Origin of the sequence: Haloarcula sp. CBA1115, from assembly GCF_000827835.1 — an archaeon.
In the GTDB taxonomy this organism is placed as follows: Archaea; Halobacteriota; Halobacteria; order Halobacteriales; family Haloarculaceae; genus Haloarcula; species Haloarcula hispanica.
Genome location: NZ_CP010533.1, coordinates 60,910 through 87,590, shown reverse-complemented (window position 1 = coordinate 87,590; position 26,681 = coordinate 60,910). Strand labels below are relative to the sequence as shown.

Below are 26,681 nucleotides of genomic sequence, written 5' to 3'. Positions count from 1 at the left end.
ACGGGCAGTGCTTCTCGCACCGGTTGCTTTACTCCGTCAGTACCTGCTTCCCATTCTCGCTTTCGCGATCGTCGTGGTCGCCGTACTCTGGCTTTTAAATTGACCACATTCGGACCAGCGTTCCCGTGTGAACCCAGTTTATTCAGAGGATTCCTTGGTTCTTGAGATGCCGCTTATAGAACGGGGCGATATTCCCGCGATTTTCGTTCAAATAGCCTACCGCGTCATCTACATCTTCTGGGATCCTGAGACTGACCGCCACAGATCGGTCTACACCCATCGACATGAGTCTAATTTGATTGTAGCGCATAGAACCCATCTCAAGCATCTGATCAAACCGCAGCATCCAGTCTGGGGCTTCTATATCTCCGTGTTCGAGTAGTGTTGTCAATATCCCATAATACTTCACGAGAACAAATCGGATATCTGTCCGTACGGTTTGAAGCGCCTTCCGAATCGACGTATTAATATCTCCATCGTTAACTGCTTCTGATTCCTGCCGACCAGTGATGATGGTGTTATAATTGTAACCCCTCAGCCACTCGTTACCGGCATATATGATTGGGCCAAGCCCCCAGTTTTCCGTTTCTCGAACTTCGGTCTCGATCCCCATTTCGGGATCATTCGTAAACTTGAAAATCGAGTTGAGTCGACTGGTTACGCTCTCAAATTGTTCATATGAATATTCGTGGCGGTTTGGAGCCACGATCCAAGGATCCGGGTTCTGCTGGAGATTTTGATAGAGAGTATTTTGTTTGATTGGGTCAACCGTTGGGTTTTTTCGCAAAACCGACTCGGGTATCTCAACGTTCACTAACGTTGATTGGAGGGCTTCCTCAGCAGCTTGAATATTTTCTTTGTCGAAACCTTTGTTTTGTAGATACGCAGCTACAGTATCTTGATCCTTCAAGTACCGACCACGGAGCAGAATTGATGTATACCTAATAGCATCGTCATCAATTTGACTGAGGTCGTCCCGTTGGAGGGCATCGATCAATTGCTTGGCGTTATTTGTGGCCTTAGATGTGGCAGACTCAATTTCCTTTTTTTCGTCATTACCCAACTTGTCGTCCGCCCACTCATCGCCTTCTGTTTCAATACAATAAATAGAACCGTAGAGCTTGGTGTCTAATCGACCAACACGTCCAATAAGATTATTGAATTCGAAGTCAGAGAGTTTTTCGCGCCCTCGGTTTGCACTCACCAAGAAAATCTTTTCAGCAGGAAGATTTACCCCCTGCATTAGTGTTGGGGTTGTTATGATTGTATCCAGAAATGCAGAGTTATCGTAAATCTGTTCAATTTCTTCTCTTGCAATCTTCGGAACCATTCCGTGGTGATATGCAACTCCTTTTTCAAGACATTCGATCAGCGAGTATTCTTTGTGAATTGCATCGGAAAGAAAATCAATCAAATCCTGAACTGATGCCTCAACCGGCTGTGTATCCCGAAAACTAGCGATATGCCTTGCTCGATCTTCGGCATAGTCTTTCCTAGCAGAGTAGATCAAGTTCTTAGTATCTTTTCCGAAGGTTTCGATTATTTTTCGGAGTGATTTTTTCTTATTACCTTTGACTTCGGAATAAGTCATACTTTCTGGTTCTGGAACCCGGATGCTCATCGTATCTCCAGAGGGGCTATGAATTTCCAGTTCCAACTCGCGGTTTATTTTCGACTTCTGGCTAATAAATCGAAGTGTAGTTTTAAGTTGGAGAATCGGTGTAAACGCTGTTGAGACCTCCTCAACATCGCGACCTGTTAGGGATTCTAGTGTATTTCCAGGATTATCTAGATATGGACCTGCAGCGACAATCTGAGCACTCGGGTAGTAGTCTGTTAGATATTGGATGATGCTTTCAAAAAGCACACCTCGTTGGTCTTCTTCAACATTTTGCAGTTCATCAAGGAATACAAGACTTGGATCGATTTGATGTCGGGTGCTTGGATCAATCAATTTCAGACATCGTTCTGGAGTGACAACAAGAAACACGTCGGCATTATCTTCATCAGTATCATCAATATCTCCCTTCTCAAAGTAAGCTCCAGTTCGAACTTCAATCTCTTCGTGCCGAGTGGATAAATCTCGGCTGACTTCGGAGATCAGCGCGCGAGTTGGAACGACGTAGATCGCTTCAAAACCCTCTTCCCTAGTTATTTGATGATCAATATATTCCTGTAAAACGAACGACTTACCAGATGAGGTTGGCCCAGAAATGGCAACGTCTTTACCCTCAATGAGTAAATTATAAATTTCCATCTGGAATTCTGACAATATCTTCCCCTCATCTATTTCATACTCATCAAGATTTGATTCTAGCTCAAGTCCTAACACTGAGTCTAAGGAGTTAATCAGCTGGGTCTCAAAGCCGAGTTGGTCTTCTGCTCTGCGAATGTTCTCAAACGCAGGAAGGTTTCCAACCCGAGAGAGAATGATGTATAAATATCGTTTATACAATGATTCTTGCTCATTGCCTTGATACCTAAGATAAGCTAGAATACCGAACGAGAGAGCTTTTAGTTTGTGAGTGTCATTGTCACTGGAAGCAAGCGCCGAGGCAAGCCACGCACTCTGCCGAATATCCTCGTCAGTGATGGTCTCTGAGTTTCTATCCTCTTGGAAAGTATCGAGTCCCGTTTGATTGTGTTCTGAAACCCCCAAATCTTCCTGTATTAGATTAGCTGTCAGAGCATCCAGACAGTCATTAAATACATCAAACCCTTCTGCGATTTCGTATGTTGACTTTCCAGTTTCCGTCATGAATTCTTAAATGGGTAAATCGCGTGCTGCAGTTCCTTACGAAATGAGTCCACATCCTCCAGTGGGAGGAGGAAAAAAATGAGTTGGTACTTTTTCAGTGACTGGTACTCATCCTCATTTAGTTTATTAATTAGGTACTGTTTGACTCCAGAGTCGCGTAATTCAGAAGTTACACGTTCGCGTAACTCTTCCTCATCATCAGATTCTGCTTGTATGTCTAGCATCCAGCTTTCATTATACGCTGCGAATATCGGGTGAATCTGCTGATACGAAGTGTCACGTCCGGTGAACAGATCCATCAATTTTTGTATTTTTGCTTCTGAGAGATTTGAGCTGAGATTCTTTGCCGCCACATTAAGTTCATGGTTAGTTTTCGTATTCCCTCTATGATCGTGGAACCGCTTGATGCTCTCAAGTGAGTTTCGTAGTGCATCATGCCGTCGCTTGTGTATTTTCGACTCACTGAGTGCAAGAGATTCCTTTCCATCATATATTCCATAGAAGAGTCCATCAGATCCCTTAACTTCTTGTACCGGTTCTTGTGTCCAAGCGATTTTGTGGCTTACCATCGGAATATCTAATACAGCATCGACGAATAGGAAGAGAATTAGCTCCCCAAGTTTGCCATCGTTACTTGGGTCGTCAGTAAAATCTGATCGCTTCTGAGCTTCTTTGAATGGCCAAGTACCCTCCTCGAACATTTCCTCGATCTCGTCTTGGGAGAATACAAACTTCGGATATTTATTACTGACATACTCGATGAATGGGCCTGTTTCAATCACATTATGATTTGGATCTACACAATATGCGGAAATATTGAGCCTCTCCTCTTCCCATTCTGCACACTTGAAAATTTGCTCAAGGAATTCTTCCCGGTCTATCTGTGTGTGTACAGACCACGAATCATTAGCAGAGTTGGGTTCGCTCACTCATCTAACTCCATCATCTCCTCTAAGAAGATATTTTAATATAATATTTTTCCTGTTTATAACAGATGGATGCTATTTAATCGCAATAATGTTATTGTGGAATACTTTCTGGTTGAATATGCGGGCAGATATCCGACATACACGTTTATTATCTGATAGCTAGGTGAATCCATATTCTCAACGGTGTCGGGTTTCACGTGGTGAAGACGCTGCAAAAGGCCTCTTCCATCACTTTCCATGCTTGATGCCACACAAAGTCTCGGTCGTTGCCCAAACTGTGACGAGCGCATCACGGCTGCGTGGCCTCTGATTGAATTCAAACGAGAGGATAGCACAAAGGGCATCTGGACAGAGTGTACAATATGTGAAGACATCGTTGCGCCAGAGTAGTCTCAGACGGCAGACTAAGTGCCTATAATTAGCTATTTCGAAGTAATCTGTGATTTATACCTAAGAGAATTCTTTTCGTCTGGAAAGTGAACAAGTCAGGGTATCACGCTGTAACTCTGCTGAAAGAGTGGGTTGACTATCATGATCCCGACGGTGATACTGGCGCCAATTTCATATACGAAGCATCATTTCTCTCGGGCCCCAACGGAGTCATTGGTAATCAGAAACAGTGGAGCGGATAGGGTATATAGCGATGCTTACGTACCCAAGCCAGATACAATTAGACGGAACTCGGTTGGAAAGCTTGAAACGGTTGATGAGTTTTACTCTTCTTCTGAAATGAAGTCAGTGAGCGTCGTTGGTTCGGGCTCAGCTTCCATTTCGTTCTCAAGTGACTGTGGATCAGGCGCGGGAAAGAGCATTTCAGGCTCATCTGCAGTGACACCATCAAGCACTGACCGCATCTCATCGAACGCGTCACACGAGCCAGTCCCAGTAACGTGACACCACCCCCGAGTTCGGGTCATGGCGACAAAGGCCTGATTGCGCCGCCGAACCAGTGATTGTCCACTAGAGACATTGTCAACGTGCTCTAACCCGGAAATATAGACCATTGCTGCTTCGTTCCCTTTCGCGCGGTTGATCCGAGTGACAGTTACTTCATCGTCGACCGCGAACACGCTCGATTCACCGTCCCATACTCGGTTGAAGACGATGTCATCAGCTGAGGCTTCATCAAGACGATCCGTCGGCTCATCCGCATCCTCCTGGGTTTCTCGATCCAAGAGAATGACCATGATTTGCTCTGGATCAAGCCCGTGAGCCGTAATATCCTGTGAGATACTCTCAGCAATCAGCTCAATTTCCTCGCGTTTCGTCTCAGCAGCGGAGAAGCGGACGAATGGACGAGCCTCTTCGTGTTCGCTCAGCGGGTGTGGCGAGTTCTCTTCTGGGCGACGAATTCGGATGTCCTCGCCTGTGCGGCGGAAGTCGCCATCAACGACCTCGTATCCGAGATTTTCCCAGCCGGGCTTTGTTGTGATCGCTTGCACAGCACCTTGCTCTCGTTTCAGTCCCATTCCAAAGTAGTGGGCGGCCATGAGCACCTCTCGCGGTGAGCGGTACGCTTTCCGCATTATCTGGGATTTCTGGATGCCACCCTCATATGACCCGCTCAGATCAACAAGCAACTCCCCATCATCGTTGGTCCCAAAGATATTCTCGGATCGAGGTGCCGTGAGCGAGTTCAGGCTCTGGGCTTCATCATACGCCCAGACAAGCCGTTTGGGCTCGCGAAGTGCCTCTCGACACATTTTGAAGAAATTCGGGAGGAAATCCTGCGCCTCGTCGATCAAAACCGCATCGAACATCGTGGGGACGTCCCCTGATTCAATGAGAGAGGCACAGCAGGAATCAAGCAAGTCCGGTGTTTTTTCGAATCGGCCAAACCGAGCATGGGCGTCACCAACGTTGAGGAAGTCATGAGCTTCCGAGTTCTGTGAGAGAACATAGTACATCCCATCAAGCACTGTGTGGCCACCCCACCCGTGGAGCAGTCGCAACTTGTTCCAGTTTGGTTCTTCCTCAGCGAAGTGCCAGTAGAAGCGAGAAATGAGGCTCTGTATCTGGGGATAGAGGCTCTTGGTCATGAACGTGACCGCAATATCCCACTCTGGATGTTTCGCGTGCATCCGGGCTGCCTTCATCGCCATAAGAATGGTTTTGCCAGAGCCTGCGATACCCCGGATTCGCTGAGGGCCAGGTGGGATCTGAATGCCGATCTCCTCTTGCTTTTGATCAAGCTTCGGGAGGCGCTGTTCGACTGTATCATAGAGTTCCCCTTTGGTGGTTGGGTCTGGTGGTGCAGCAGTTCCCTCGTTGCCGATGACGGTTCCACCACCGAGGACAGATCGAGCAGCACGGAATTCCTCACTGGAGAGTGCCTCCATCTTCGGTGTCTTGTTTAATTGGTCACGAAGTGACTGCGGCGAAAGATCATCTGAGGTGAGTACCCGTGGTGTCGATGGGAGTTCATCATACCCGCAGTCAGTCCACTCCTCACGTGAGATGTTGGGAAGCGCAATGAACACGTTCACTGGAATCTTACACCGCCCCATCTCGTCAGTGAGTTCGCTTTCCCGAGCGAAATACGAGCGAATCTTAAATGCCTGATCTCGGGCTTGCGGATGAGGTTTTGCCTTCGACTGGCTTATTCCTTGAAGATTCCATACCTGTCCCTGGATTGTATCGATATGGTCGATCTGGTAGCCTTTACACTCGATAACAATCAGGCCCAGTTCTTGATGCAGAAGCACAAAATCAGGTTCCCGATCATAGTCCTCGCCGCTCTTATCAATAACTGGATATTTGTAGTAGGCAATACCCAAGTCGTCCGCCCCGAACGCGCTTTTGATTGCATCCCAGACCGGCAACTCTGCCTCACTACCTCTTTGCCCTGTGTCGACTTCGGTCGGTATGAAATCCACAGCGATACGTCTACATATACACATTAAAAGGTTACCACTAAATATATACAAGTTTATATTTTACTGTTACATTGACTACGCCTACAGCGAATACAGGATAGTATTCGATACGAGTTGAGTCCACAGTTGAACAGCTAGATTACTGTCCACCAAGTTGCGACCGCTTCGACAGGGGTACTCCGTTCTTGACCTGACGATGAGCTGGTGCGCTCGACGAGCGGCCAACTCCGGCCAAAGCTTGAGGCAATGCAACAGGCCGTCTCGCCAGAGTCGTTCTCAGAAGGTGATCCAGACGGCTCCCCCAGCAATCACGATTTCCTCGTTGGCTACCTCGTCTCGATCTCTCGACGTAATCGCACCCGACGATTCTCTTCCGGGTGAGTTAACGTCCAAGGCGGCTCACCAACGGCTGAGGCATGGTGGACTCCCATCGGCTCCATCCCAAGCAGACCAGCGATCTCTGGGACGTTGAGATCAGAGTGGTCTCGTGCGATGGCGGCGCACTTCCGGCGGTCCTCCCACTCGTCTGTTCGATTTGTGTCCAACAGCATCAAGAGGACCATCCCAAGTGCGCTTTCGGAATCATCGGGTGCTGAGGCAAACCCCCGTTCATACGTCAACTCCCAGCTCACGAAGGTCTCATCTGAGGTGCCAGCAGACGCTTGGGTTCTCTCATCAGGCCAGGACATCTATTCGAATAGACTGAAACGTGATGTATATCGCTGGCGGTTCTGGCGAAACTAGTATATTAAAGTTTTGCAACTCGGCGGACTATTCTTGTGTATCGGATTGAGTGTAGAGGCAGCATCATAGAACAGTAAGGATGCCAATATGAACGCTAAAACCGCTGGATTTTATACCCAGTAGAAACCATTGAAGACACAACCACGGGTATAGCAGTTTGCCGCGATATCCCTCATTAACTCATTATATAACTCTGACTATTATACAAAAATTCGACGTACAGCGGTACGTCTGACTATTCAGTTGCTAAAACCCAAAGTGCTAAATGTCTCTTTCGGTTTGAGGGGTGCGTGTTCTCCGATGATTCCCACTCCAAGAGAGACTTCACTGTCGAGAGCGTTACACTTCCTAACTCTCCCGGTACTGTATTGCTCGACAACACGGTTGCAACCCTCTCAGCACGAGAGTTAGCAGGGGCCCTTCTAGCGTTGGTGCGTGACTATGACGCATTTACTCCATCTGCGAGAGAGGCCACGGTTGTGTTCGTTAAAGATGAGGTCGAACTCCAGTTTGCACACAAAGACCTCCGAGTGCAATTCTACCGTGGAGGTCCAGTGACTTGGCCGACAGTGCAGGACCGACTGCATGACCTCCCCGCTGGAACCGAGTGGCTGGTGATCGCTATGGGTGCTCTGACGTCTCGTGCAAAAGCCGAAATAGACGATGCGAATTGTCATGGGGGTGCTCACTATATAGAAATTGGACGAAATGTGAGATGGAAGGTTTGAAATTGGGTTCATTATTAAGTAACTTTTCTGCTACATACTAACTAGTTAAAATATTTATATATGAAATATCCAATCGAATACAATTGTGCACCAATAGGTTTTTTTCGCTGTCTTATTAGAAATAGCTATGACACGTGCAGAAGAGTTGTTGTTCGCACATCACGGGAGCCACAAAGAAGATAATGCAACGAAGAACCTCTGTTGGTTGTTGAACAAACTTCCTTGGGATATCTCACGGAGGATGCTGGAAACACTAGTTGACCCAGTAGACCACGATATCAATTTACAGACTATTGATCCAAGTAGTGTCACGGTGAAAGCTCAAGAAAATACTGCAGTGTCGGCAGAACGGTCAGATGACGCGGCGCTCATAGGATTAGCTACCCAGGGCCATGATTACGACAAACCAGATGTGACTGAGCTTGATCCGTCACAGCCACCGAAAGAGTCGAGGAGGCTAGACATAACGATCGAGATTAATGATGAACTCGTTGTCGGAGTAGAAGCGAAGGAAGGCAGTACATTCAATCAGTCACAATTACAAGATCATGCCCGCGAGTTGGAAGCGTCAGAGTTCGATCTTGTAACATGGGAAGCACTCAGTCAGCAAATTGGGGCACTGTTGAATACTCCTGTTGATGAGATCGGTAAAACTGAGATCTCAGGGGAGGAAATTAGTGGAGAAACAGTTAGACTGCTGCTTTCTGAATACCGAAAGTTACTGGAGAATGAATTGGTCGTATCATGGGAACAGATTGGAACGTCATCCTATACGGCGGGTGAGAATTCAATCAGACTCAAAAAGGATGTGAAAATCCCTCATAAAGCGATCGAGCCCTACGAAGAGACTGAAAGGGTACCTGTAGCGGTCGTATTTCAGAGCGTCTATGAAGAGGGGTCTAAGAACGGTGGCCGGTTGTTCTTTAGCCCTGAAGAATGGCGACAGCTACTCTCATCGATGGATGAGTGTTATGTCAAGGCATTTGAAAAGGGGGAATTAGCGTGCATTGCCGACGATTATGAATCGGGGGGTGGACAGATTACAGTCGCAGAGATTACAAATTCTGCTGGGGATAAAAAGTATATCCGGTATGGAGATCGGGGGAAGAAAAATAACGAACCCTATCTTCATCTCAACAAGAGTACAGCACGTGGGGGTAATATTCAGGACATCCCCATGTACGACGAAAATGAGTTTGCAGAGATGTTTGGGCCTGAATCATCTGTTACGAAGCTATTCACGGACCCAGAAAGAGTATTTGAGTCCTCAAAATAGATTTTCAGCAAGTGCGGAGTGTTTTGCCATTCACTGCAGGTCTTCTGCCCACTGGTGATGTTTGGCCGACTACAGATTAACGCTACTGTGTAAGCCCTCTCTAGTGCATTGTGTGATTAAACCATGGTGGTGCCGTCAGATCGATTTCGTCATCTAACGGGGTCGTATAGAAAGTACAGCGTCAACGGACCAACTTGGTGGTTGTTACAAGCGTATAGAGCCGTAGCGATACCAGTCTGACGGCAGTATTAGAGGCAATTTTGTGACCCCCCACTGGGCGAGGGGTTTCCCGATCATGAGTACCGAACAGCAGTCCGTCGATGAACAGCCTTCAGATACCGAAGCCGACGACCAACCAGACATTCGTGCCCAGCATCGACAGGCACAGGAACGCGGCGAGGTCTTTCAGGGCCGTCGTCGGGGTAACAAGTAGATGTGTTGTCCCGACTGCCATCGGCCACAGTCGGCGTCGGCATGTGTCGACAAACGCTACCATATCGACGGGCAGGCTTTCGACCCGATTCCGTGGGGCGAGGGCAGCCAGTCTCTCACCTACGAGCGGCAAACGCTCGAAAGTGGTGAGCCAACCGCTGTGATCGACCCTGAACGGTGGCGCGACCGCTCGTGTCCTGCCTGTGGCGTCGAGCAAGGCGAGCTCCACCACCAGATGTGTGACTACGAAGAGTGCCCCGCGTGTGGCGAGCAGTTGCTACTGTGTTCTTGTCTTGTCGAGATCGAGATCAACGAGACGTCCAGTATTACAGGTCGCTTCAAAAAGTTGCTCGCTCGTCTCCTGTAAGCGAGACTCTCTTTTCTGGAGAGCAACCCTCGAGTCCATTGTCGGACCGGGTTCGCTGGTCGATATTTTGTGAGTTCCTGGCGGGCGAGGAACACAATGTCCGAGACTGAAGGTACCTGCCCGAACGAGGACTGTAACGCAGAAATCGCCAAGACAGAGACTGTCAACGTCGAAACAGACCCACGCGCTCGCGATCCGCGCACCGAACCTCTCGTCATCTGCGAGGAAGGCCACAAGAACACCGTGTGAGGTCGCTGACCTGCCTTTACCGGTAGAGACGACGCGCACGTCAATCGCGCGCGGTTGGAGACGAGAGGGACACGACTGCACTGGCGCTGGCAGTCGGTCCCTCTCAACGTGGGGCAGACAGCCGGGCGAAACAGACGGACGGCTGGTGGATAGCAGCGTGGGGCTGGCAGGGCGGCTGAGAACGCGAGAGCCGAGCGTGTGTCGGCGTGGGACTGACGGCCGGGCAGGAAACAGGTGATTGACTGGTGTACTCTCTGGCCGCCGGGCAGCTGCCGCTGGGCGGCACTCTCGCTCTTTCCGGAGCCGGGACGGGAACAGAGGGCGGACGAGACTGGTGCAGAGTAGAAGGGTCGCGTGTCTGGCAGGAGGTGGGTTCTGGCACTGCTATACCTGGAGTCGAATGGTGTGGCACTCGTGGCAGTATTGAAGGAGATAGCACTACAGAAGGCGAGACTCACGGCACTGCTAGCGGCGTAACTCGTAGCACTAACTTCGGGGGCACTACTGACTGTCGCGGGACTGCCGGGACTTGCGGTACTGGAACCACTCCAAACAGTATCGCGACGGCGAGTGCGGTGTCGGACCAGCACACCTCGAAAGCCCCACGCCGCTGGCGGTCGCTCAGCGACATATCCGCGTAAACCGCACGCGGATATGTCGCTGACCCGACTACAGCAAGCGCCAGCGGCGTGCCCCTTTCAGTCCCACCCGACTACTGCAGCACAGCAGTAGTCGACGCACGCGTCGGAGTCGCGCGCGGTCTGGATGAGGAACCCTCGCGGCCGGCGCTCCCTCGCCGGAACGAGGACGGGCACGGAGTGCCCTGTGTTCCGGGCTGCTCACTGCGTTGCGCTGCCGGGCTTTCACCCATCCGGCACTCGCTTGGCCGCGCGGGATGCTGGCTCACCGCGACCGCACACGATGGGACCGCCCGCCGGGGTGTCAAACCCACACCGCTCTTTATATACTAATTTCCCTCGAAAACGAAAACACAATACACCGCTTAGACACCATTCAGACACCCAAATATTGCACTTGAAACAACCCATTTTTTCCGTTACCTTTAAGTTATATGCACCCGTGTCGTTAAGTACGGAAAGGCACGACGCACGCGGCGCTCACGAAGCAGTTTCACGCCGCAGAAATCGGGTGATGGCACACCCGACAAGTGTCTTTCCGTAGGAACGCGAAAGACAATGTACGCTACCAATTCCAGCGGTAAGAAAGCATCGGCAAGCAAGCAGACGGTTACCCTCTCCGCCCACGTCGAGGGCGGTCCCGAGCAACTTCTAGAGCAGGTCGCAGCAACCGAGAACGGCGACGAACTCGATTTCCGGATGAACAAGGGCAGCGATAGCCGCGGCAACTACTACGCCCGTCAGGAGGAGGCATACGACTACGACTGGACGCGCTCGACCAAGGTTGGGCCGAACCGATACTTTGGCGAAACTCTGGAACAGCAAGAGGAGCGCCACGGACGCGAGGCCGAGCAAGCCCGACATTCCGAGGTCGCACGCGCTCACGTCGACGGTCCCGACCGCGAAGCCTCGGCTCGCCAGCTCACCGAAGCCGAGGCGGAACGTGCCGACGGTTTCCGCTCGCCGGCTGACCCCCGGCAGTGGATGGACCGGGACACGCTGGCCCGAGTCAACCAGCAGGCCGCAACGCTCGCAGACAAGACCAGTCTGTCACAGGCGGCGGCGAGCCGCCGGCTCGCGGCCCTCGTCTCCGGGCAGATGGGCAACTGTGACGACCTGTATGAGGCGTCCTTTACCGTGCTTGCGGAAGCCCGCGACGAACTGGAATCACCCACGCCAATCGCGGATGTCTCGCCCTACGGCTACGAGTGTACCGTCGAGGGTGAAGTCACCCACATCATTGAGGAGCCAGACGCTCGGAACCAGTACCAAGTGCTGTACCTCGAAGACGACGAGGGTACGAGCGCGAAGGTCACGGTCTGGGGCAAGTCCATGCACGGCGGCGAGATGGTCCGCACGCTCCACGAAGGCGATAGGGTGCGAATCTCCGGGGGCAAGCCAGACGAGTACAACGGCATGAAGACGGTGGCGGTCACGAGTGACACGCTCATGTGCGTCATCGAGCGCGGCGACGGTCCCGCGCCCACTGGACACGCTGGCTGTGCATTTGGCACCTCCGGCGAAAGCCGAACGGCGGCGTCGTGGGAAGCAGAGTCAGACACCCATCAGTGGGCCAACGAGCGGGATACTGACCGCGCGGTCGCCGTGACGCTCGGGAAGGCCCGCTGTCCCGAGTGTTCGGACCTGTTCGACACTGAGCATGGGGCCGCCACCCATCGCGGCATCGCCCACTCCGCAGACTGACGCCCGATAGCGGCGGCGTCCCCCACCGAGTGGGGGCTTCCTCGGGCGGTGCGACGGTGCTCGCGCACGCGGCCTCGCCGCCGCCTCCGGCGAGCCGGGCGGCGGCGAGACAACCGCGCGCACGGACTGGAGCGCCACTGCAACGTCGCGTCGACGTTGGTCAGTCTGGTAGAGGCTGTGAGAGGGCTGGTGTCCTAGTGTGTGCGTGAGCGTGGGCCAGCCGGCCCGGGAGAAACTGGGGCTGAGTGGCTGGTGGCTCGCGACAGCGCGCGACGCCACCGACAGACTCGCGCTGCTCGTCTGTCGAGCCCTCGTTCGCTACCGCTCACGAGGACGACGGGGCGCTGCGCTCGGCGCTATCGCGCGCCTCACGCCGGTCCATCGTGCCTGCAGTAGCGGGCGCGATCCCGGCCTGCCGCCGGGAACAGAGACTGGGGTCGCTCTTGCTCTAGTTGGTCGACCGTCGATCAAGAGAGAATACCAGTGGGCCAGCCAACTACTGGACACACGACCTCAAAGAGCACCTTATCGCGATATCGTAATGGTGACCAGAACACTTTTTACTGTTTCTCTGTAAACTGTAATCAAAGCGCACTATGTCACGCACCTCAGACCAGACCGACGGCGACATCGTCCGCGACTTCCTCTCGATTGCGGATATCCTCGAAGAGCCACAGCTTGCCCAGCTATACACGTACCTCGCTCACGAAGACGAGGCAACCGTCCAAGACGTAATGCACGAACTCGACCTCGCACAAGGAACTGCCTACAGCTACGTCAACCGGATCGTCGACGCCGGCGTCGTCGAGGTCACTCACGATGAACAGCCCCGTCGATATGCAGCCCGCGAGATCAACCTGACTGTGACGACAGCCGCCGGCGACCGCGAGTACACGATCACGCCAGCGCTCATCGACGCGGTCGGTCGCCGTGAGACCAACGACGACATCGACACCTACATCGACCGCCACGGCGTCGCCGGCCTCGCAACGGCGCTCACCTACGCGGTCGCCCGCGAACGTGGAGAAGTGACCCACCGGCTGATGGCCGAAGACCTCGATATCTCGCCATTAGCTGCGGAGATGATCCTGCAGGCGCTCCGGCCCGTCGTCCACGAACACTACGATATCGAGGCGTCGGGCGCGTCGCTTGACGAGTTGGACATCGACGACGGCGCTGCTGACGACACGTGAGTCGCCTCCATATCGTCGACACTGGCCTGTTCGTCGCCATGGGACAGCTGTCGAACAACCGGTACAGGGCTATTCGTCGATTCGCCCGCCAGAACGACATCACCTTCGTCCTCCCAGAGCGGGTGCACGAGGAGTTGACAGTCGATGACTCCGACGTTGAAGCACCGCCGGTCGACGCCGCGATCGACGAGGGGTGGGCTGACGTCGCAGCGCCACTTGATTTTTCCAAGCCCATCGTCTCGCGGGCGATGGATGGCGTCCAGCGATACATCGCGAACGCCGACGACCGACCCGCGGACGAGGTTGAGCAGGCCGACGCCGCGCTTGCGGCCCTAGCTGTCCAGCATCTCAGCGCGGGGACGGTAAGCGAAGTGTACATCTACACGACCGATATCGCGGCCGGCGAAGGGACCGAGACCGTACTCACCAGTGAGGGATATGGAGACTCGGTGACGTTCGTGAACGGCTTCCGGTTCCTCGAAGATTTACTCCCAGACGACAGCTAGTCATTTTCAACGCCCTGTCAGGACATCCGGACCGTATCTTCGACATCCCGTATTCCAATTACGGTACGATTGTTCCCACGGACTCACGGATATGTCGGAGGCGTGGGTCTGCCGCCCGGGGTGCAACTGAGGCTGGGTTACTGGTGGAGCGCACCAGCGCACGACGCCACTGGCAGACTCGCTCGTTCAGTTCCGAACTACACCCTGAAAATCGACACTGATGGGAACGAAACTGTGAGGACCCCGATAAGCAATCGTTCGGATCAATCGAAGATATTTTACTGCCACTCACCGATGAACTAAATCTACACTAGAACTCTCTACACCGTATCTACGGAAAAACTGAGTATAACCAGAGTTTACATGGTATACACTCGACGGAAAATTTTGACACTGATCGCTGGCGGTGTGGCTGGGAGCGCCGGCTGTTATGCTTCCTTCCAGGGCCGAAATCAAGGCGTTGAGACCGAGCGTGTGCCTGAGCCACAGCGGCTTCGGTGGCGATATAAAACAAACGGCCGTGTCCCCACCGCAGTACGCAGTAGGCATGGCCAACTCTACGTTGGAAGCGGTGATCACCACCTTTATTCATTAAATCCGGCTGATGGATCGCTCAACTGGAAGTTTGAAACCAACGGCCCAATTTGGTCGAGTCCAAAGGTGAACAACGATACTATTTATGTTGGAAGTGACAATAATAGCCTCTACGCAGTAACTTCCAGCGGAACGGAGCGCTGGCATTTCGAAGCTGGCGACGATATCATCAGTAGTCCAACCACTGATGATGAAACAGTGTACTTTGGAAGTTCCGATAACCATATCTACGCACTCAATGCCGAGTCAGGAGACAAGCATTGGGAGTACCTGACCAAGGGCCGTGTCGGGGCAGGTCCATCTGTACACAAAGATATTGTGTATGTGGGTAGTGGTGACAATTCATTTTATGCGCTTGATGCCACGACTGGTGAGCATTTGTGGGACTTCCCGACCGAGGACAAGATCTGGGCAGACGCTGCTGTTTCTGGGGATCATGTCTTTGTCGGGTCAACTGACGCCACGCTGTACGCACTGAACCGTCACAACGGTAGTTTGCTCTGGTCACTGGAAACTGATCTTGATATTAATTCTACCCCAGTTGTCTGGAATGAGACAGTCTATTTTGGTAATCATCTTGGAGTCTTTTATGCTGCGGATACAGCCACAGGCGAGGTCCGCTGGAAGACCGGGAAGACAGAAGGTCCACTTAACAGCAATCCAAGAGTTGCCGATGGCGTGGTCTACGTCGGCGACCGTCACGGCTACATGCGGGCTTTTGACGCCGAGACGGGAGAACAGCACTGGGCAGTTAAGACTGGCAACGCTATCTTCTCTAAACCGTACATTACCGACGACACCGTCTATTTCGGCAGCAACGATGGGTACGTGTACGCCATTGAGCGCTGACGGTCACTCCTCGATTTGTGATTTGATTTCCGGATAATGCTGACAGCTTGCGACGCCACTGCCAGACTCGCAATGCTCGTCCGTCGTGCCCTCGTTCGCTTGCGCTCACTCGGACGACGGGGCGCTGCGCTCGGCGCGGTCGCGCGTCTCGCTTCGGTCCATCGTGCCTGCAGTGGCGGGCGCGATTCCGGCCTGCCGCCGGGATGTGGACGGGAACCGCTCTTTCGCTAGTCTATCGCTTGTCCGTGCGTTGCCCTGCTTCGAGCGACGTGACCAGTTGCGATTCAGGTCAGTTTCTTCGCTGGTCTAACCAACAGAACCGGTGAAATCCCGGATACTGTTGGTTAGTCGGTGTCTGGGACCGGTATCCCAGACGGTACTCATCTCCAATTTTGTGTGACCGCAGGCAGGTGGTGGCCAGATAGGGCCGCTGGGAGGTGATATTTCAAATGGGAGAGATTCAGTGTCCACGGTGTGAGGAGACGTTCAACACTCGGTACAATCCAGTGAGGTTTCGCGCGGGGTCCTTCTACGACTCAGAGCGCAATGAGGAGTACGATCAAGTCTGTGAGGACTGTCATCGAGAACTGACAGACAAGTAAGCCGAGTCGCCTACTCCGCAATTTTTTCGTCGACTGGGTCAGGGATTGTCCCTATCTCCATCTTCAGTAGTCGTTCTGACTCATCAGTGTGGGTGTCTTCCTCGATCAAGAATGCCTCGACGGTTTCCCGATCACTGTGATACTGGATTGCTGTCTCGTACCCATACCGGGTGTTCACGCCCGGTGCGGTGCTGTGTTTAACACGTACCAAGAACTCGCGATCCTCCCATGTTTTAATCTTCACTGACCGCGGTGCATCGAGTTCTCGCCGGGCAATGTCGATCACTTCATCGACGACTGGCCCAATCGCTTCGATGCTCGGGATTTGACGCTGGTTAGATGGCTGTTGCTCTGGGGAAAGTTGTGGCTGTGACATGAGAACGGTGCGATTCAGACTTGGCCGTCATCGCTCAAAAATCTCCGGGTCCGGGTGGCTCCAGTTGGCACACGTCGAGGTACTGGTCCCACGGAGTCCCGGATAGATCGCAGGCGTGGGTCTGCCGGCCCGAGCGCAACTGAGGCTGGACGGCAGGTGGAACGTCCCAGCGCGCGACGCCACTGACAGCCTCGCGGTGCTCGTCTGTCGTGTCCTCGTTCGCTAGCGCTCACTCGGACGACGGGGCGCTGCGCTCGGCGCTATCGCGCGCCTCACGCCGGTCCAATCGTGCCTGCAGTAGCGGGCGCGATCCCCGCCGGGAATCGGACCGGTTCTCGGCTGAATGCCACACTAAATTACGCTACTGAGTGAGTACGAAAACAAGGTGCATTGTACCTGTTGGGAATCAGATACAAAGCTCCGGACAAAGTGGTGTGGTTCCTCGTCAGTGGGCAACAAGGTATGCGCCACGAGGGGCCGAAGTGAGCGAGGATCGAGCGTGGGTCTGCCAGCGCTGGCTCAGTTTGAACGAGGTCGTGATCGGCGTGGCCTTGGACGTCGGTGGCCGGCGACGTGCGTGGCACAGTAGACTCACATGATGTTCGGTGGGGCTGGCCCGCCGTGTGCAGTCCCGATTGGACTCTGGGGAGTGAGTCGAGACATATCTGTTCTCCAATAGTTGTAGCCGGGGGCTGAGTGGGCGGGCTCTACTCTATCCGAGGTTTGCTGTTGGTCACCGGCACCTATGTTCTATTTCTTATGTATCGTTGTTTCTAGCGCCCGGCTCACGACTGAATCGCCAAAGGACAAGATAAAGAGTGTCTTACATCGGCGGTTTTCGGTGAATAATTCGGCCGCCGTCTTGCGATTTAGATTTGTTTCAGTCGGATGTGGTGATTCACTGCTGGTGATTCAAACCGGAGTAAAACCGCCGCCGTCCTGCGATTTCAGAGATATAATAGTAGCAATAAAGGTAAGTATTGGTATCTGACAAAATAGAGGGTGGGCGTACTTGCAATCCACTCTTACCAACGTAGTAGAGAGAATTACAGTCGCAGAACAGCACAAAAGTATTAGATACTCTATATACAGAAACGAGTTCACAACAGCGGATTACATGAACTCAGATACGTCGCGCTCCTCCTCTTTTGACTCAGTTTCGTCCCGCTCTTCAGTCTCGTTTGAGTCTTCCTCTGCATCTGATTCAGTGGGTGATTCACCGCCTTCCTGCTCGGCAGATTCCGCCCCACCTAAGCTGGGATCTGGGTCCGGATCAGAGAAGAGTCCCCCGGTGTTGTCGTCGGACTGCTGGTCGTGATCGCCACCGTCGTACTCATCTTCTTCACCTGATAGGTCTGGGCGGTCTGTGTCCGGAGGTGTGACGGCAGTGTTTGCTGTTGTCTGGTCGAGTGGGTCACTGGAATCGTCGTCGCCCAACCCGTCTGTCGCGTCGACGGTCGGCTCGACTTCCGGGTTACGATCCGGGCCACTATTTCTGGATTCATCGCCGTCGGTCTCACCAACTGACCCACGGAGTACATCGTCAAGTCGAGCCCGAGTGAACGAGAACCAACTGTCGTTCTCTATGTCGGTGTCATCTTCCGTTGGCTCTGGTTCCGAACTGCCCGGCGACTCCGCGCCCTGCGCCGGGAGGCTGTCGCGAACGTCAGCCAGTTCGTAGGACTGCCCGTGGACCCACGTCGTCCGAGAGACGGCAACGCACTCACCGGGCTGGAAGTCTCGGAGCAGGCCGGACGTGACCGGCGTTTTGTCCTTCTCTTTATACGTGTCCCGAGCCTGCGTTCGTGGGTTCTCGCCACGCCCCTGGTGACTCATCGAGACCATCTCCGAGCGATCATACTGCCGACTCTCGCCGAGTTCGTCGAGGATGAAGTCCGTCGACTCACTGTCACCCGGACCAAAGTAGACTCCCTGTGGGCAGTTGCCGACAATCCCAGAGATCGTACTGTACGTGTCCTTGAGCTGGCCGATTGTCTGTACGCCGACCAGTGCCCGAGCCTTGTGTTTCCGGCCTCGCGCCGTGAGGTTCGTTACCTGCGTGAGCGCCGGCAGCGCGTCAATCTCGTCGAGGATGTGGACCGTGGGATTCGAGGCGTTCATCGCGTAGCGGATCGACCAGTCCACGAGCAGTTGATACATCGGCCCAAGCGTTTCCAGTTCCGTCGGGTTCGAGTCAATGATGAGGACCCGTCCTTCGGGGTTCTCGATGTACTCTTGCAGCGAGAACTCCCCGTAGTCTCCGAAGTCGCCGGTGAAGACGGGATCGACGTTCTCCTTGATCGTCTGGTAAACGTTCTGTGCGCCTTTCCCCTTGTCAGGGTCGATATGACCCGAGTCCAACCGGTCAAACTCGTCGAGGGCTTCCTTCAGCGCGATGTGGCCCTCGTTGAGCAAGGAGACGATATCGGCGTGACAGAGCGCATGGCGGCGGTTGTTCTTTTTCGCGCTGAGATGCAGATACATCAGCATCTCCGCGAAGGTCTGTTTGGCGGGCCGGTGGAACGGGTCGTGGCCGTCGGCTTCGCCGAAGATCGCGCCGGCGACCTCACGGAAGTCCGACTCTGAATCAGCGTCCTTGAACAGATTCCAGACCACATCGCTATCTTCGTGGCGGATGCGCTGGACCTCAAAGCCCAGCTCCTCGTAGAATGCTTGGAAGTCCTCACCAGTATCGTGGGCGATGACTGCCGTGTTACTGTAGTATGGGAACTGGTAGGCCAGCAGCTTCATCATCGACGTCTTCCCCGAACCAGTCTCGCCCACGACGGCTGTAGAGACATCCTGATCGAGGGTGAACGGCATTTCGGCCTCGTTGTGTTCGTGAGAGACCTCTTCCAGCGGGACGACGGACTCCCCGTCGTCGTGGTCCCACTGGTTCATCGCGAGCATTTCCGGCGATGTCCGGCGGAGCAGCTCCCCGGAGAACACGATACCGATTGAGATAGCATACAGAATCACCGTATTCGAGTACGAGAGCATCGGCAGCGACAGGCCGGGCACGGTGAAGTCAGCGAACAGTGTCCCGACCGAGATGGCAGCCAGAACGTGTGCGAATGGGAATAGCAATGCGACGCTGGGTGTCTGGACCAGCACGTCGTAGAAGAACGCCACACTAATCAGTCCGAACCCGAGGTAGATGTAGCGCCACGCCCAGAACCGCTTCGGAAGGACCTTGTCACTATCGACGATCATCGGCGGGAACAACAGCATAAATCCGGCCCAGACGAACCCGACGACGTTGTCGTACTTGAGGCTATTCGGAACCTCCCCGGAGCGTTGTCCTGGTGGTGCAGAGGAACTCGAACTCACTGCCACCACCCAACTTCGCGCTCGGGTTCCTGCTCGCGTTCAAGATCAACTTCGGGTTCGCGTTCAGGTTCCGGTTGCTCTTCGGTCCTCTCCCCAGCACGCTCTGAGAGTGGCTCAGTTTGGCGCTCATCGGTCGCTTTCTCAGCCGTGGGCTGTCCGGCGTCTTTCTGCTGACTCTTCTCAGTCGCCCGTTTGAGCGCTTTTTCCGCTTCGGGGTTCAACGCTAGTTCTGCCTCGTGGTACTGCTCCCGTGCTTCTTCATCCACGACCCGGCCAATGTCCTCGGGAGAATCACGGGCGGCAGCCGTTGGGTCGCGTGTTCGAGCGGGTTCTTCAAACGCAGTCGCTGCTTGTTCGCGCATCTGTCGGATATCTTCCCGACCCATTTCTAATTCCGCACGCTCGCCAGTCGCCGCGATATGTGCATGGGGAAACTCTGTGTCTCGGTGAACACCATACACGCAGTCGGTTGTCGGTTGTTGAGCCAGCCCGCTATTCACCAGTTCCCGAGTGTTATCACGGACTTCTTCTGGCGAATATTGTCCTGTGGGATCTGGCGAGACGATTAAATGCCGCTGGAATCCGAACTCGCGGCTCTTGTTGACAAACCGATTCACCTCTGAGTCAGACAGTTCTCGCCCAGCTGGGTTTCGGAGGTCAACTGCCGCGCCGGCGTCCTGTTCGCGAACACGCTGAATGTAATCGACGAGGTTCCCTGCACCACCCTCCTGATAATCTGTTTTCAGCATCATGCACTCTCACCTGCCGGTTCGGCGGCAATCGAGGCATCTGAATCAGGGTTGCTTTCCTCGTCTGGTGTTTGCGATTCTGTGTCTGGATCTCTCCCAACATGCTCGCCGGCAAATTTCAGCGCAAGCCGTCGCTGTTCAGCTGAGTAGTCATCTTGAATCAGTTTCCAGATCGCGATAGTGTATGCCGTCCGGACTTTTTGGACGGTTTTTACCTCCTCCATTGTTCCAGACTCAAATTCTTCTAACAGCTCTGTCACCTCGCGCTTTGCCTCCTCCAGCAAGACTTCGATTTTTGTGTTAGTGCTGTACCGCTGATACTGACTCTCTCCAGTCTCCCACTCAACGTATTCCTCGATAACCTCGTGTCCGTATTCGGAGGTGGATGTCCCCGCGGCGTCAGCCAACTGGTCAAACAATTCTTTGTTCTCTTCACTCGTATAAATCTGGAGTAGAGTGTCTCTCTCAGTCATTCCTGACCCTCCTTGTTTCGGATGGTTTCAACCTCATCCTCTAGTTTATCTGTCGCTTCTTCCATCGCAGTAGCGCGCTTGTCTGCCGGGAACTCAGAGGAAATTAAATCCCACAGAGCGACCGAGTAGAACAGTTCCTGATCCGTGTCAACGTTTGTTGCTTCATCAACGTCTTCTACGACGGCATCAGCGATGTACTCCAGTTCCGATCCAAGGTTTAATTCCCCCGCACGCTGTTCCTGTAGTTCGCTCGAAATACGCCGTTCCGCAGCTTTCAGAATGTACTCTGAAACCCCTTCACCCGCTTTGTTAGCCTGCTTTACGATCTGTTTTCGCTGCTCTGCACTCATCCGAATTGTAACTTTTTCACTCATATGAATCACTCCGTAGTTCCGAACTCGAAATCAGTCTCTGCCTCGATACCACCATCGGCGATAACTGCATCCGGCTCTGCCTGGTCAAGTGCTACAGACACCACGTCCACCAACTCATCTTCGCTAAGATCATTGAGGACGTGTTCAGCCTTCTCAGGCGATAATCCGTGATTCGTTAGCTCTTGCTCGACTGCTTTGGAATGGACGAACTCTTCGAAGTCAGCAACGTGGGGATCAACCTCGTGAGCAACAACGTCCAGCGCATCTTCCGCATCAGCGTCGAGGTCGATAATCTGCTTCTCTTCCCACGACGTCTTGATCGTCAGCGGGTAATCGCCGTGTTCATCAACGCGGACCAGTGCTTGCGAATAGCCCTGTCCGTCACCCAGTGACTCTTTCCCGGCTTCAGCGTGCTGGATGTAGGACTGCTGTTCGCTCGTCAGGCCAGCGCTTTTCGCGGTCTCATCACCTAGCTCTGGCTCGCGGTGATGCACCTTGATCGGACACATCCCCGCAATTTCCTCAGCAGCGCCCTTGTCCTCGAACTCTGAGAGCGTCTGGGACAGCATCACCAGCCGCAGTCCGGCGTGGCGCTGGTGCCGAGCAATCTGGTTCAGCGACTCCAAGTTCGCGTCGTCGTTGAACAGGTAGTGAGCTTCGTCGATGATGATCTCGACCTTCTGCTGCATATTTTTCGCCTGCTGGTACAGCGTCGACAACAGCAACTGCATAATGAACGACTGCTTGCCGAGGCCACTGCCCGAGCCTTCGACCTGCTGGAGATCCAGATAGACAGCCTTGCTACTGTCGTCGATCAGCCGCAGGTCCGACTCTTTCGAGAGATTGCCGAACGTACTTCCCGGCCGGAACGGATGCAGCGCAATCGAGAGTTCGTTTGCGTACTGCTGGATTTTCTCCTGAGAGGACTCCGTCGTTGCTCCGGGGAACATTCCCGGGTCTGCTTGCAGGCGGTCGACAACTTCCAAGAAATCGCTCAAGTCCGGCGAGTTCGCCGGCGTATGCGTCGACGGGTCCGCTGGGTCGATATCGGACTCAGCGAAGATCGTGTCGATCAGGAACGTGATGAGTCCGCTGTGCATCTCCAAGTCGACATCCCGCGATTGCAGGAAGTTCTCGATGACCCCGTACACTTCGTCTTTTTTTGCTGAGACGGGCTGCATATCCGGGGACTGTTCAAGAACATGAGGCGGCGTCGGATGCATCTCGCACGGATTCAGCGGCGTCTCGCCGCTGATTGTGATCGTCTTTGCATCCAGCATCTTCGCACTGCCGTGCATATCCCCGACCGGGTCGACGTAGATCTGCTTGACGTCCGACCGCTTTTTCAGCATCCGCATCGCCCGAGCCTGCGTGCCGTGAGTCTTTCCGCCGCCAGGCATCCCAGTCACCAGCTCAGAGTGGCCGGTTTCCAGTGCCCACGGGTCGATCAACAGCGAGGAGTCGTTGTGCCCGTGTAGTCCGTACTCGATTCCGTCGTCCATCCGCAGGTAGTTCGACGAAAACGGGAACAGCGACCCGAGCGCTTCCCCAGTCATCGAGGAGAGCCGGTTCTGCCCGAGTTCGTTGGCTCCGATCGGCGAGACTGTCACCAGTCCTGCTTCCTGCCGGCGGGTCGTTCGCTTGACCCCACAGTTCGACGGCGAGTCCCGCAGCAGCGTTTCGAGCCGGTTCGTTTGCTTCCGCAGTTCCTCTTCGGTCTCGGCAGTCAACCGGATGAACGCGCCGACACGGAACAGCGACGTGTGGTTGCGCCGGACCATCTGCCGGATGTACTTCGCCTGATTGACCTCCTGCTCGATATCTTCAGCCTCAAGTTCTCCCTTGTCGTTTTGCAGCATCTTCAGCGACGAGATCCACTCTTTCATCACCGAGACTGCTGCATCCGAGTCGTAGGGATCAACGTAGATTGAGACGTCGACGGCAAGCTCCGTATCCAGCAGCAGTTGTTCCAGCATCCCACTTGTCGGATGTTCGGGATACGTCTCGATCCAGAAGCACCGCGTGTACGTCTCCTGATCGATGAGGGCGTGGTCGGCTTCCCATTCGATATCTGTTGGCGCGACCAGTGACCGGTGGTTCTCTCCCGGTCTATGCAACTGGGAGACGAAGTCAGTCTCGTCGACCTCGTAGTCGGTCCCGCCAACGTCGTCAGTGTCCATGCCCTCCGCAGCGTCGTGGGCTGCAGCACCCTCGCCGTGCTTGATGAGTTCCCGCGCGGAGTATGTCACCGGGGAGACGGAGGACGCCTCTTCGTACTCGCGTTCCGACCGGGTTTCGCAGGCCCAGTAGTCCTCGGTCAAGTGGGCCAGTTCGTGGGGGCTGACCGACCGGCTGCGACACCGGAACATATTGTTGACTGCTCTGTCGACGGTTTCGAGCCGGTCGTGGAGTTTCTTGGCCTTAAACTCCTCTCGCTCGGCATCAGTGAGCGTGTCACTGTCGAATCGAGTGAACAGCCGCCCAATGACCGGTATCCCAGTCAAGTAATCCGCGATGGAGTCGCTGTTCATCTGGAGGTCGTGAATATCGTCGTCAGTGACCCAAACGACGATGTAGTACTTGCGCTGGAGTTCAGTCTCAGTCTCAACGTTGCCGCTGTCGTCGGTGTAGCGGTTGACGAACTCCATGAGGACTCCCCGGAAGATCGAATGGCTCTCCGCGTCGGGGTCGTCGAGTCGGTCGACGTGTGCCTGGATATGGGACTCGTTATCGACCTCGGCCGTCGTGACGTGGAGTTTCGCCCGGCCAGTCAGGGATTCAGACAGGCGTGTGAGCGACTTGACGGCTTTATTCCATTTCTCGTCGTCCTGCAACGACATATTGGCGGGCTCGACCTCGACCGCGCCGACGTACGCTCCGTCGACGCGCTCAATGCCGTGGGGCATGACCCGCTCTAGTCGCGTGACCTGCCGAGTGTCCTGATTCCCCTGGCCGTGAGTGTACTGCCGCTTTTTCACGAGCCAAAACAGTTTGACTCGCAGCCACTCGGTCAACCGATAGTGGTCCGGACGGACTTTGTGCAGGATATAGAGGAAGACCTCGACGACCGCTGTGAGAGCCAACGCTGGGAAGAACAGCGCCGCTGGTACGAACGGCATCCCCATCGCGACGAGGAAGCCAAACGGCGGGATGAGGAACAGGATGAGTTCCCCCAGCGTGTAGTCTCCCCAAAAGTTGGTCGAATCTCCGAGGGATTCGTGGATGATGTTCGTATTGTATTCTTCGTTATCAGCCATTAGTCGTCATCCTCCCGGTGGGGCAGGCCGTCGCGATACACATCCGGCCCTAATACATCGTCATCAGTCGCAAACACGTCTTTGAGCGTGTCATACGACTCGGATTCATCGGAGTCCGTGGTCTCAGTATCGTTCTCGTCGAAGTCGTCGTCGGAGAACGGCGGGGCTGAGTCGGACTCGAACACTCTGGTATCGCCGGAGTTGATCTGCGTCTGGCGCTCCATCTTGGTTTGCTGCTCAATCTTCGTCTGGCGTTCACTAATCGGGGTGTCGTCGCTCTCAGAGTCCCCGGACGAACTCCCATTAGTGAACCTGCTGTTGAGGGCACTTCCGGCAGATGAGCTACTGGACCCGCCAGAGGGCGGTGAGCCACCAGAGCCACCGGACCCGCTACTGCCACTGCCGCCGCCAGAGGGCGGAGCGGAACCGCCTGAACCGCCTGAGCCACCGCCGCCGGAACCACTGTTGCCGCCACCTCCGGAGCCGGTAGGACTACTGCCGCCGCCGGAACCGGTAGGGCCGGTGTTATTGGAACCCCTCTTCATGCCAGCGGGGTTAGCAGCCATCTGGCGGTGGACCATCTGGGCACCCGTGGCAGCACTGCCGACACGCCCTTTTGCAGCGCTTGAGGCAGCTCGAATCGTGCCACCCGTCGCCATTGCTGCGCCGGGGCCACCGACCGCTCCAGCGCCGGCTGTCGCCGCTGCACCAGTGGCCGCCGCACCCACCTTGAGTGGCTTTTTGCCACCGGCGAGTGCCTGTTCGCTGACTTGAATCGCAACGCGGCTACTACGCTGGATGAGGATCTTCTGTGATTTTGCCGCCAAGTACAGCGTCACGAGGCTGATGAACAGCGATAACTTAGAGGGGAGTCCCCAGTTCGTTGCCTCGAAGCTCATTCGTATCAGGATTGCAGGTGGGATGCCCGCAGCAAGGACTCCGGGATACGCGCCGGCGACCTGTTTTGCCAGCCCCGAGAAGCGGTTCAGTGGCCAGACTTCGACTGCCCAGAACGTCGCGACCAGCGGCATCGAGAGGGTCATCAGGAAGACCAGCAGCCACCGGGTGATGAAGATGAACGCCGCCTTCAGGTAGACGTACAATCCGACGATCATCAGAACGACGAATATCCCCAGACTGAGCTCCGCAATTTGCTCGGCTGAGCTGATTAGTGTAGCGATCTCTTCTTTCGACTGACCGGAACGGTAGATTACATTTCCGATAGCGTCGAAGAACTGAGTCCCCAGTGAGGCCACTGGGAGCCAGAAGAACAGCGAAAGAAATGCGACTCCGAGGCGACGTAGGAGTTTCTTCCGGATAACCGGGTTCATCGACCCATATCTAAGCCCAATCATCGCCAAGACGATGAACTGCAGTCCGAGCGCCAGGCCGACTACCCCCTCAAAATAGATACCCGATATTAGCGAGTCCCATGGGGCATTACTCGCAGACTCAAATGCAATGTCGACAGGGGCTGCTGAATTCGGTCCTTCAGGAGCAGGCGTCCGCACCATCGGATCAATAATGGCTTGGAAAAACCCATCAAGATAGTTGATTATCTGCGTTTTAAGTTGAGCAAAGAAGCCGCTGATACCAGCTGTAATTGCCGATGAGAGTTCTCTAATTGCCCTCTCGACGATTTCCTTAACGATTTCTTCACCAATTTCCGACTGCATT

Annotated in this window: 18 protein-coding genes; 8 read left to right on the top strand and 10 right to left on the bottom strand. The window is 54.3% G+C overall.

Features of this window, described 5'->3' with window-relative positions:
* Window positions 1–142 precede the first annotated feature (142 nt).
* The 3 genes from SG26_RS20170 to SG26_RS20160 all read right to left on the bottom strand — a co-directional run bounded on the left by SG26_RS20170 (window position 143) and on the right by SG26_RS20160 (window position 6,563).
* Window positions 143–2,758: a DEAD/DEAH box helicase gene (locus SG26_RS20170; RefSeq protein ID WP_050038706.1), complete on the bottom strand. Its 2,616-nt coding sequence runs from the start codon at window positions 2,756–2,758 to the stop codon at window positions 143–145.
* Window positions 2,755–3,687, bottom strand: coding sequence for a DUF1837 domain-containing protein (locus SG26_RS20165; RefSeq protein WP_079980888.1), 933 nt, complete (start codon window positions 3,685–3,687; stop codon window positions 2,755–2,757). The genes SG26_RS20170 and SG26_RS20165 overlap by 4 nt, the downstream gene beginning before the upstream one ends.
* A 713-nt stretch (window positions 3,688–4,400) precedes the next feature.
* On the bottom strand, window positions 4,401–6,563 hold the full coding sequence (locus tag SG26_RS20160; protein ID WP_050038704.1) for a nuclease-related domain-containing DEAD/DEAH box helicase: 2,163 nt from the start codon (window positions 6,561–6,563) through the stop codon (window positions 4,401–4,403).
* Between the two features lie 1,599 nt (window positions 6,564–8,162).
* Between SG26_RS20160 and SG26_RS20150 the strand changes: the two genes are divergently transcribed.
* The 8 genes from SG26_RS20150 to SG26_RS20940 all read left to right on the top strand — a co-directional run bounded on the left by SG26_RS20150 (window position 8,163) and on the right by SG26_RS20940 (window position 15,843).
* Window positions 8,163–9,311: a hypothetical protein gene (locus SG26_RS20150; protein ID WP_050038702.1), complete on the top strand. Its 1,149-nt coding sequence runs from the start codon at window positions 8,163–8,165 to the stop codon at window positions 9,309–9,311.
* A 295-nt stretch (window positions 9,312–9,606) separates the two neighbouring features.
* On the top strand, window positions 9,607–9,744 hold the full coding sequence (locus tag SG26_RS21755) for a hypothetical protein (protein WP_175055192.1): 138 nt from the start codon (window positions 9,607–9,609) through the stop codon (window positions 9,742–9,744).
* Complete coding sequence (locus SG26_RS20145) at window positions 9,745–10,110, top strand: hypothetical protein (protein WP_050038701.1); 366 nt, start codon at window positions 9,745–9,747, stop codon at window positions 10,108–10,110.
* Between the two features lie 96 nt (window positions 10,111–10,206).
* On the top strand, window positions 10,207–10,359 hold the full coding sequence (locus SG26_RS21390) for a hypothetical protein (RefSeq protein ID WP_154020842.1): 153 nt from the start codon (window positions 10,207–10,209) through the stop codon (window positions 10,357–10,359).
* Window positions 10,360–11,555: 1,196 nt separating this feature from the next.
* Window positions 11,556–12,701 (top strand): SOSS complex subunit B family protein, encoded by a 1,146-nt coding sequence (locus tag SG26_RS20140; protein ID WP_050038700.1) that lies wholly within the window; start codon window positions 11,556–11,558, stop codon window positions 12,699–12,701.
* Window positions 12,702–13,297: 596 nt separating this feature from the next.
* Window positions 13,298–13,894: a helix-turn-helix domain-containing protein gene (locus tag SG26_RS20135; RefSeq protein ID WP_050038699.1), complete on the top strand. Its 597-nt coding sequence runs from the start codon at window positions 13,298–13,300 to the stop codon at window positions 13,892–13,894.
* A complete protein-coding gene (locus SG26_RS20130; protein WP_050038698.1) occupies window positions 13,891–14,400 on the top strand; it encodes a hypothetical protein in 510 nt (169 codons plus the stop codon). Before SG26_RS20135 ends, SG26_RS20130 begins: the two co-directional genes overlap by 4 nt.
* 387 nt (window positions 14,401–14,787) lie before the next feature.
* Window positions 14,788–15,843, top strand: coding sequence for a PQQ-binding-like beta-propeller repeat protein (locus tag SG26_RS20940; RefSeq protein ID WP_175055191.1), 1,056 nt, complete (start codon window positions 14,788–14,790; stop codon window positions 15,841–15,843).
* A gap of 612 nt (window positions 15,844–16,455) precedes the next feature.
* Here SG26_RS20940 and SG26_RS20120 read toward each other — a convergent pair.
* The 7 genes from SG26_RS20120 to SG26_RS20090 form a co-directional block, all read right to left on the bottom strand.
* Window positions 16,456–16,821, bottom strand: a complete 366-nt coding sequence (locus SG26_RS20120; protein ID WP_175055190.1) for a hypothetical protein — start codon at window positions 16,819–16,821, stop codon at window positions 16,456–16,458.
* A 1,113-nt stretch (window positions 16,822–17,934) separates the two neighbouring features.
* Window positions 17,935–20,151, bottom strand: a complete 2,217-nt coding sequence (locus SG26_RS20115; protein ID WP_050038726.1) for a type IV secretion system DNA-binding domain-containing protein — start codon at window positions 20,149–20,151, stop codon at window positions 17,935–17,937.
* Window positions 20,148–20,903 carry a hypothetical protein gene (locus SG26_RS20110; protein WP_050038696.1) on the bottom strand — a complete coding sequence of 252 codons (756 nt, stop codon included), beginning with the start codon at window positions 20,901–20,903 and terminating at the stop codon, window positions 20,148–20,150. The genes SG26_RS20115 and SG26_RS20110 overlap by 4 nt, the downstream gene beginning before the upstream one ends.
* On the bottom strand, window positions 20,900–21,373 hold the full coding sequence (locus SG26_RS20105) for a hypothetical protein (RefSeq protein WP_050038695.1): 474 nt from the start codon (window positions 21,371–21,373) through the stop codon (window positions 20,900–20,902). The genes SG26_RS20110 and SG26_RS20105 overlap by 4 nt, the downstream gene beginning before the upstream one ends.
* Complete coding sequence (locus tag SG26_RS20100; protein ID WP_050038694.1) at window positions 21,370–21,747, bottom strand: plasmid mobilization protein; 378 nt, start codon at window positions 21,745–21,747, stop codon at window positions 21,370–21,372. Before SG26_RS20100 ends, SG26_RS20105 begins: the two co-directional genes overlap by 4 nt.
* A gap of 5 nt (window positions 21,748–21,752) precedes the next feature.
* Entirely contained in the window at window positions 21,753–25,004 is a 3,252-nt protein-coding gene (locus tag SG26_RS20095) for a VirB4 family type IV secretion system protein (protein ID WP_050038693.1), read from the bottom strand.
* Window positions 25,004–26,680, bottom strand: coding sequence for a hypothetical protein (locus SG26_RS20090; RefSeq protein ID WP_050038692.1), 1,677 nt, complete (start codon window positions 26,678–26,680; stop codon window positions 25,004–25,006). Before SG26_RS20090 ends, SG26_RS20095 begins: the two co-directional genes overlap by 1 nt.
* Between the last annotated feature and the right edge of the window lies 1 nt (window position 26,681).

Coding starts and splice junctions, on each gene's coding strand:
- SG26_RS20145 (WP_050038701.1), top strand. CDS start 9,745: ATGTGTTGTCCCGACTGCCATCGGCCACAGTCGGCGTCGGCATGTGTC.
- SG26_RS20140 (WP_050038700.1), top strand. CDS start 11,556: ATGTACGCTACCAATTCCAGCGGTAAGAAAGCATCGGCAAGCAAGCAG.
- SG26_RS20100 (WP_050038694.1), bottom strand. CDS start 21,747: ATGAGTGAAAAAGTTACAATTCGGATGAGTGCAGAGCAGCGAAAACAG.
- SG26_RS20110 (WP_050038696.1), bottom strand. CDS start 20,903: ATGATGCTGAAAACAGATTATCAGGAGGGTGGTGCAGGGAACCTCGTC.
- SG26_RS20090 (WP_050038692.1), bottom strand. CDS start 26,680: ATGCAGTCGGAAATTGGTGAAGAAATCGTTAAGGAAATCGTCGAGAGG.
- SG26_RS20120 (WP_175055190.1), bottom strand. CDS start 16,821: ATGTCACAGCCACAACTTTCCCCAGAGCAACAGCCATCTAACCAGCGT.
- SG26_RS21390 (WP_154020842.1), top strand. CDS start 10,207: ATGTCCGAGACTGAAGGTACCTGCCCGAACGAGGACTGTAACGCAGAA.
- SG26_RS20170 (WP_050038706.1), bottom strand. CDS start 2,758: ATGACGGAAACTGGAAAGTCAACATACGAAATCGCAGAAGGGTTTGAT.
- SG26_RS20105 (WP_050038695.1), bottom strand. CDS start 21,373: ATGACTGAGAGAGACACTCTACTCCAGATTTATACGAGTGAAGAGAAC.
- SG26_RS20135 (WP_050038699.1), top strand. CDS start 13,298: ATGTCACGCACCTCAGACCAGACCGACGGCGACATCGTCCGCGACTTC.
- SG26_RS20150 (WP_050038702.1), top strand. CDS start 8,163: ATGACACGTGCAGAAGAGTTGTTGTTCGCACATCACGGGAGCCACAAA.
- SG26_RS21755 (WP_175055192.1), top strand. CDS start 9,607: ATGAGTACCGAACAGCAGTCCGTCGATGAACAGCCTTCAGATACCGAA.
- SG26_RS20095 (WP_050038693.1), bottom strand. CDS start 25,004: ATGGCTGATAACGAAGAATACAATACGAACATCATCCACGAATCCCTC.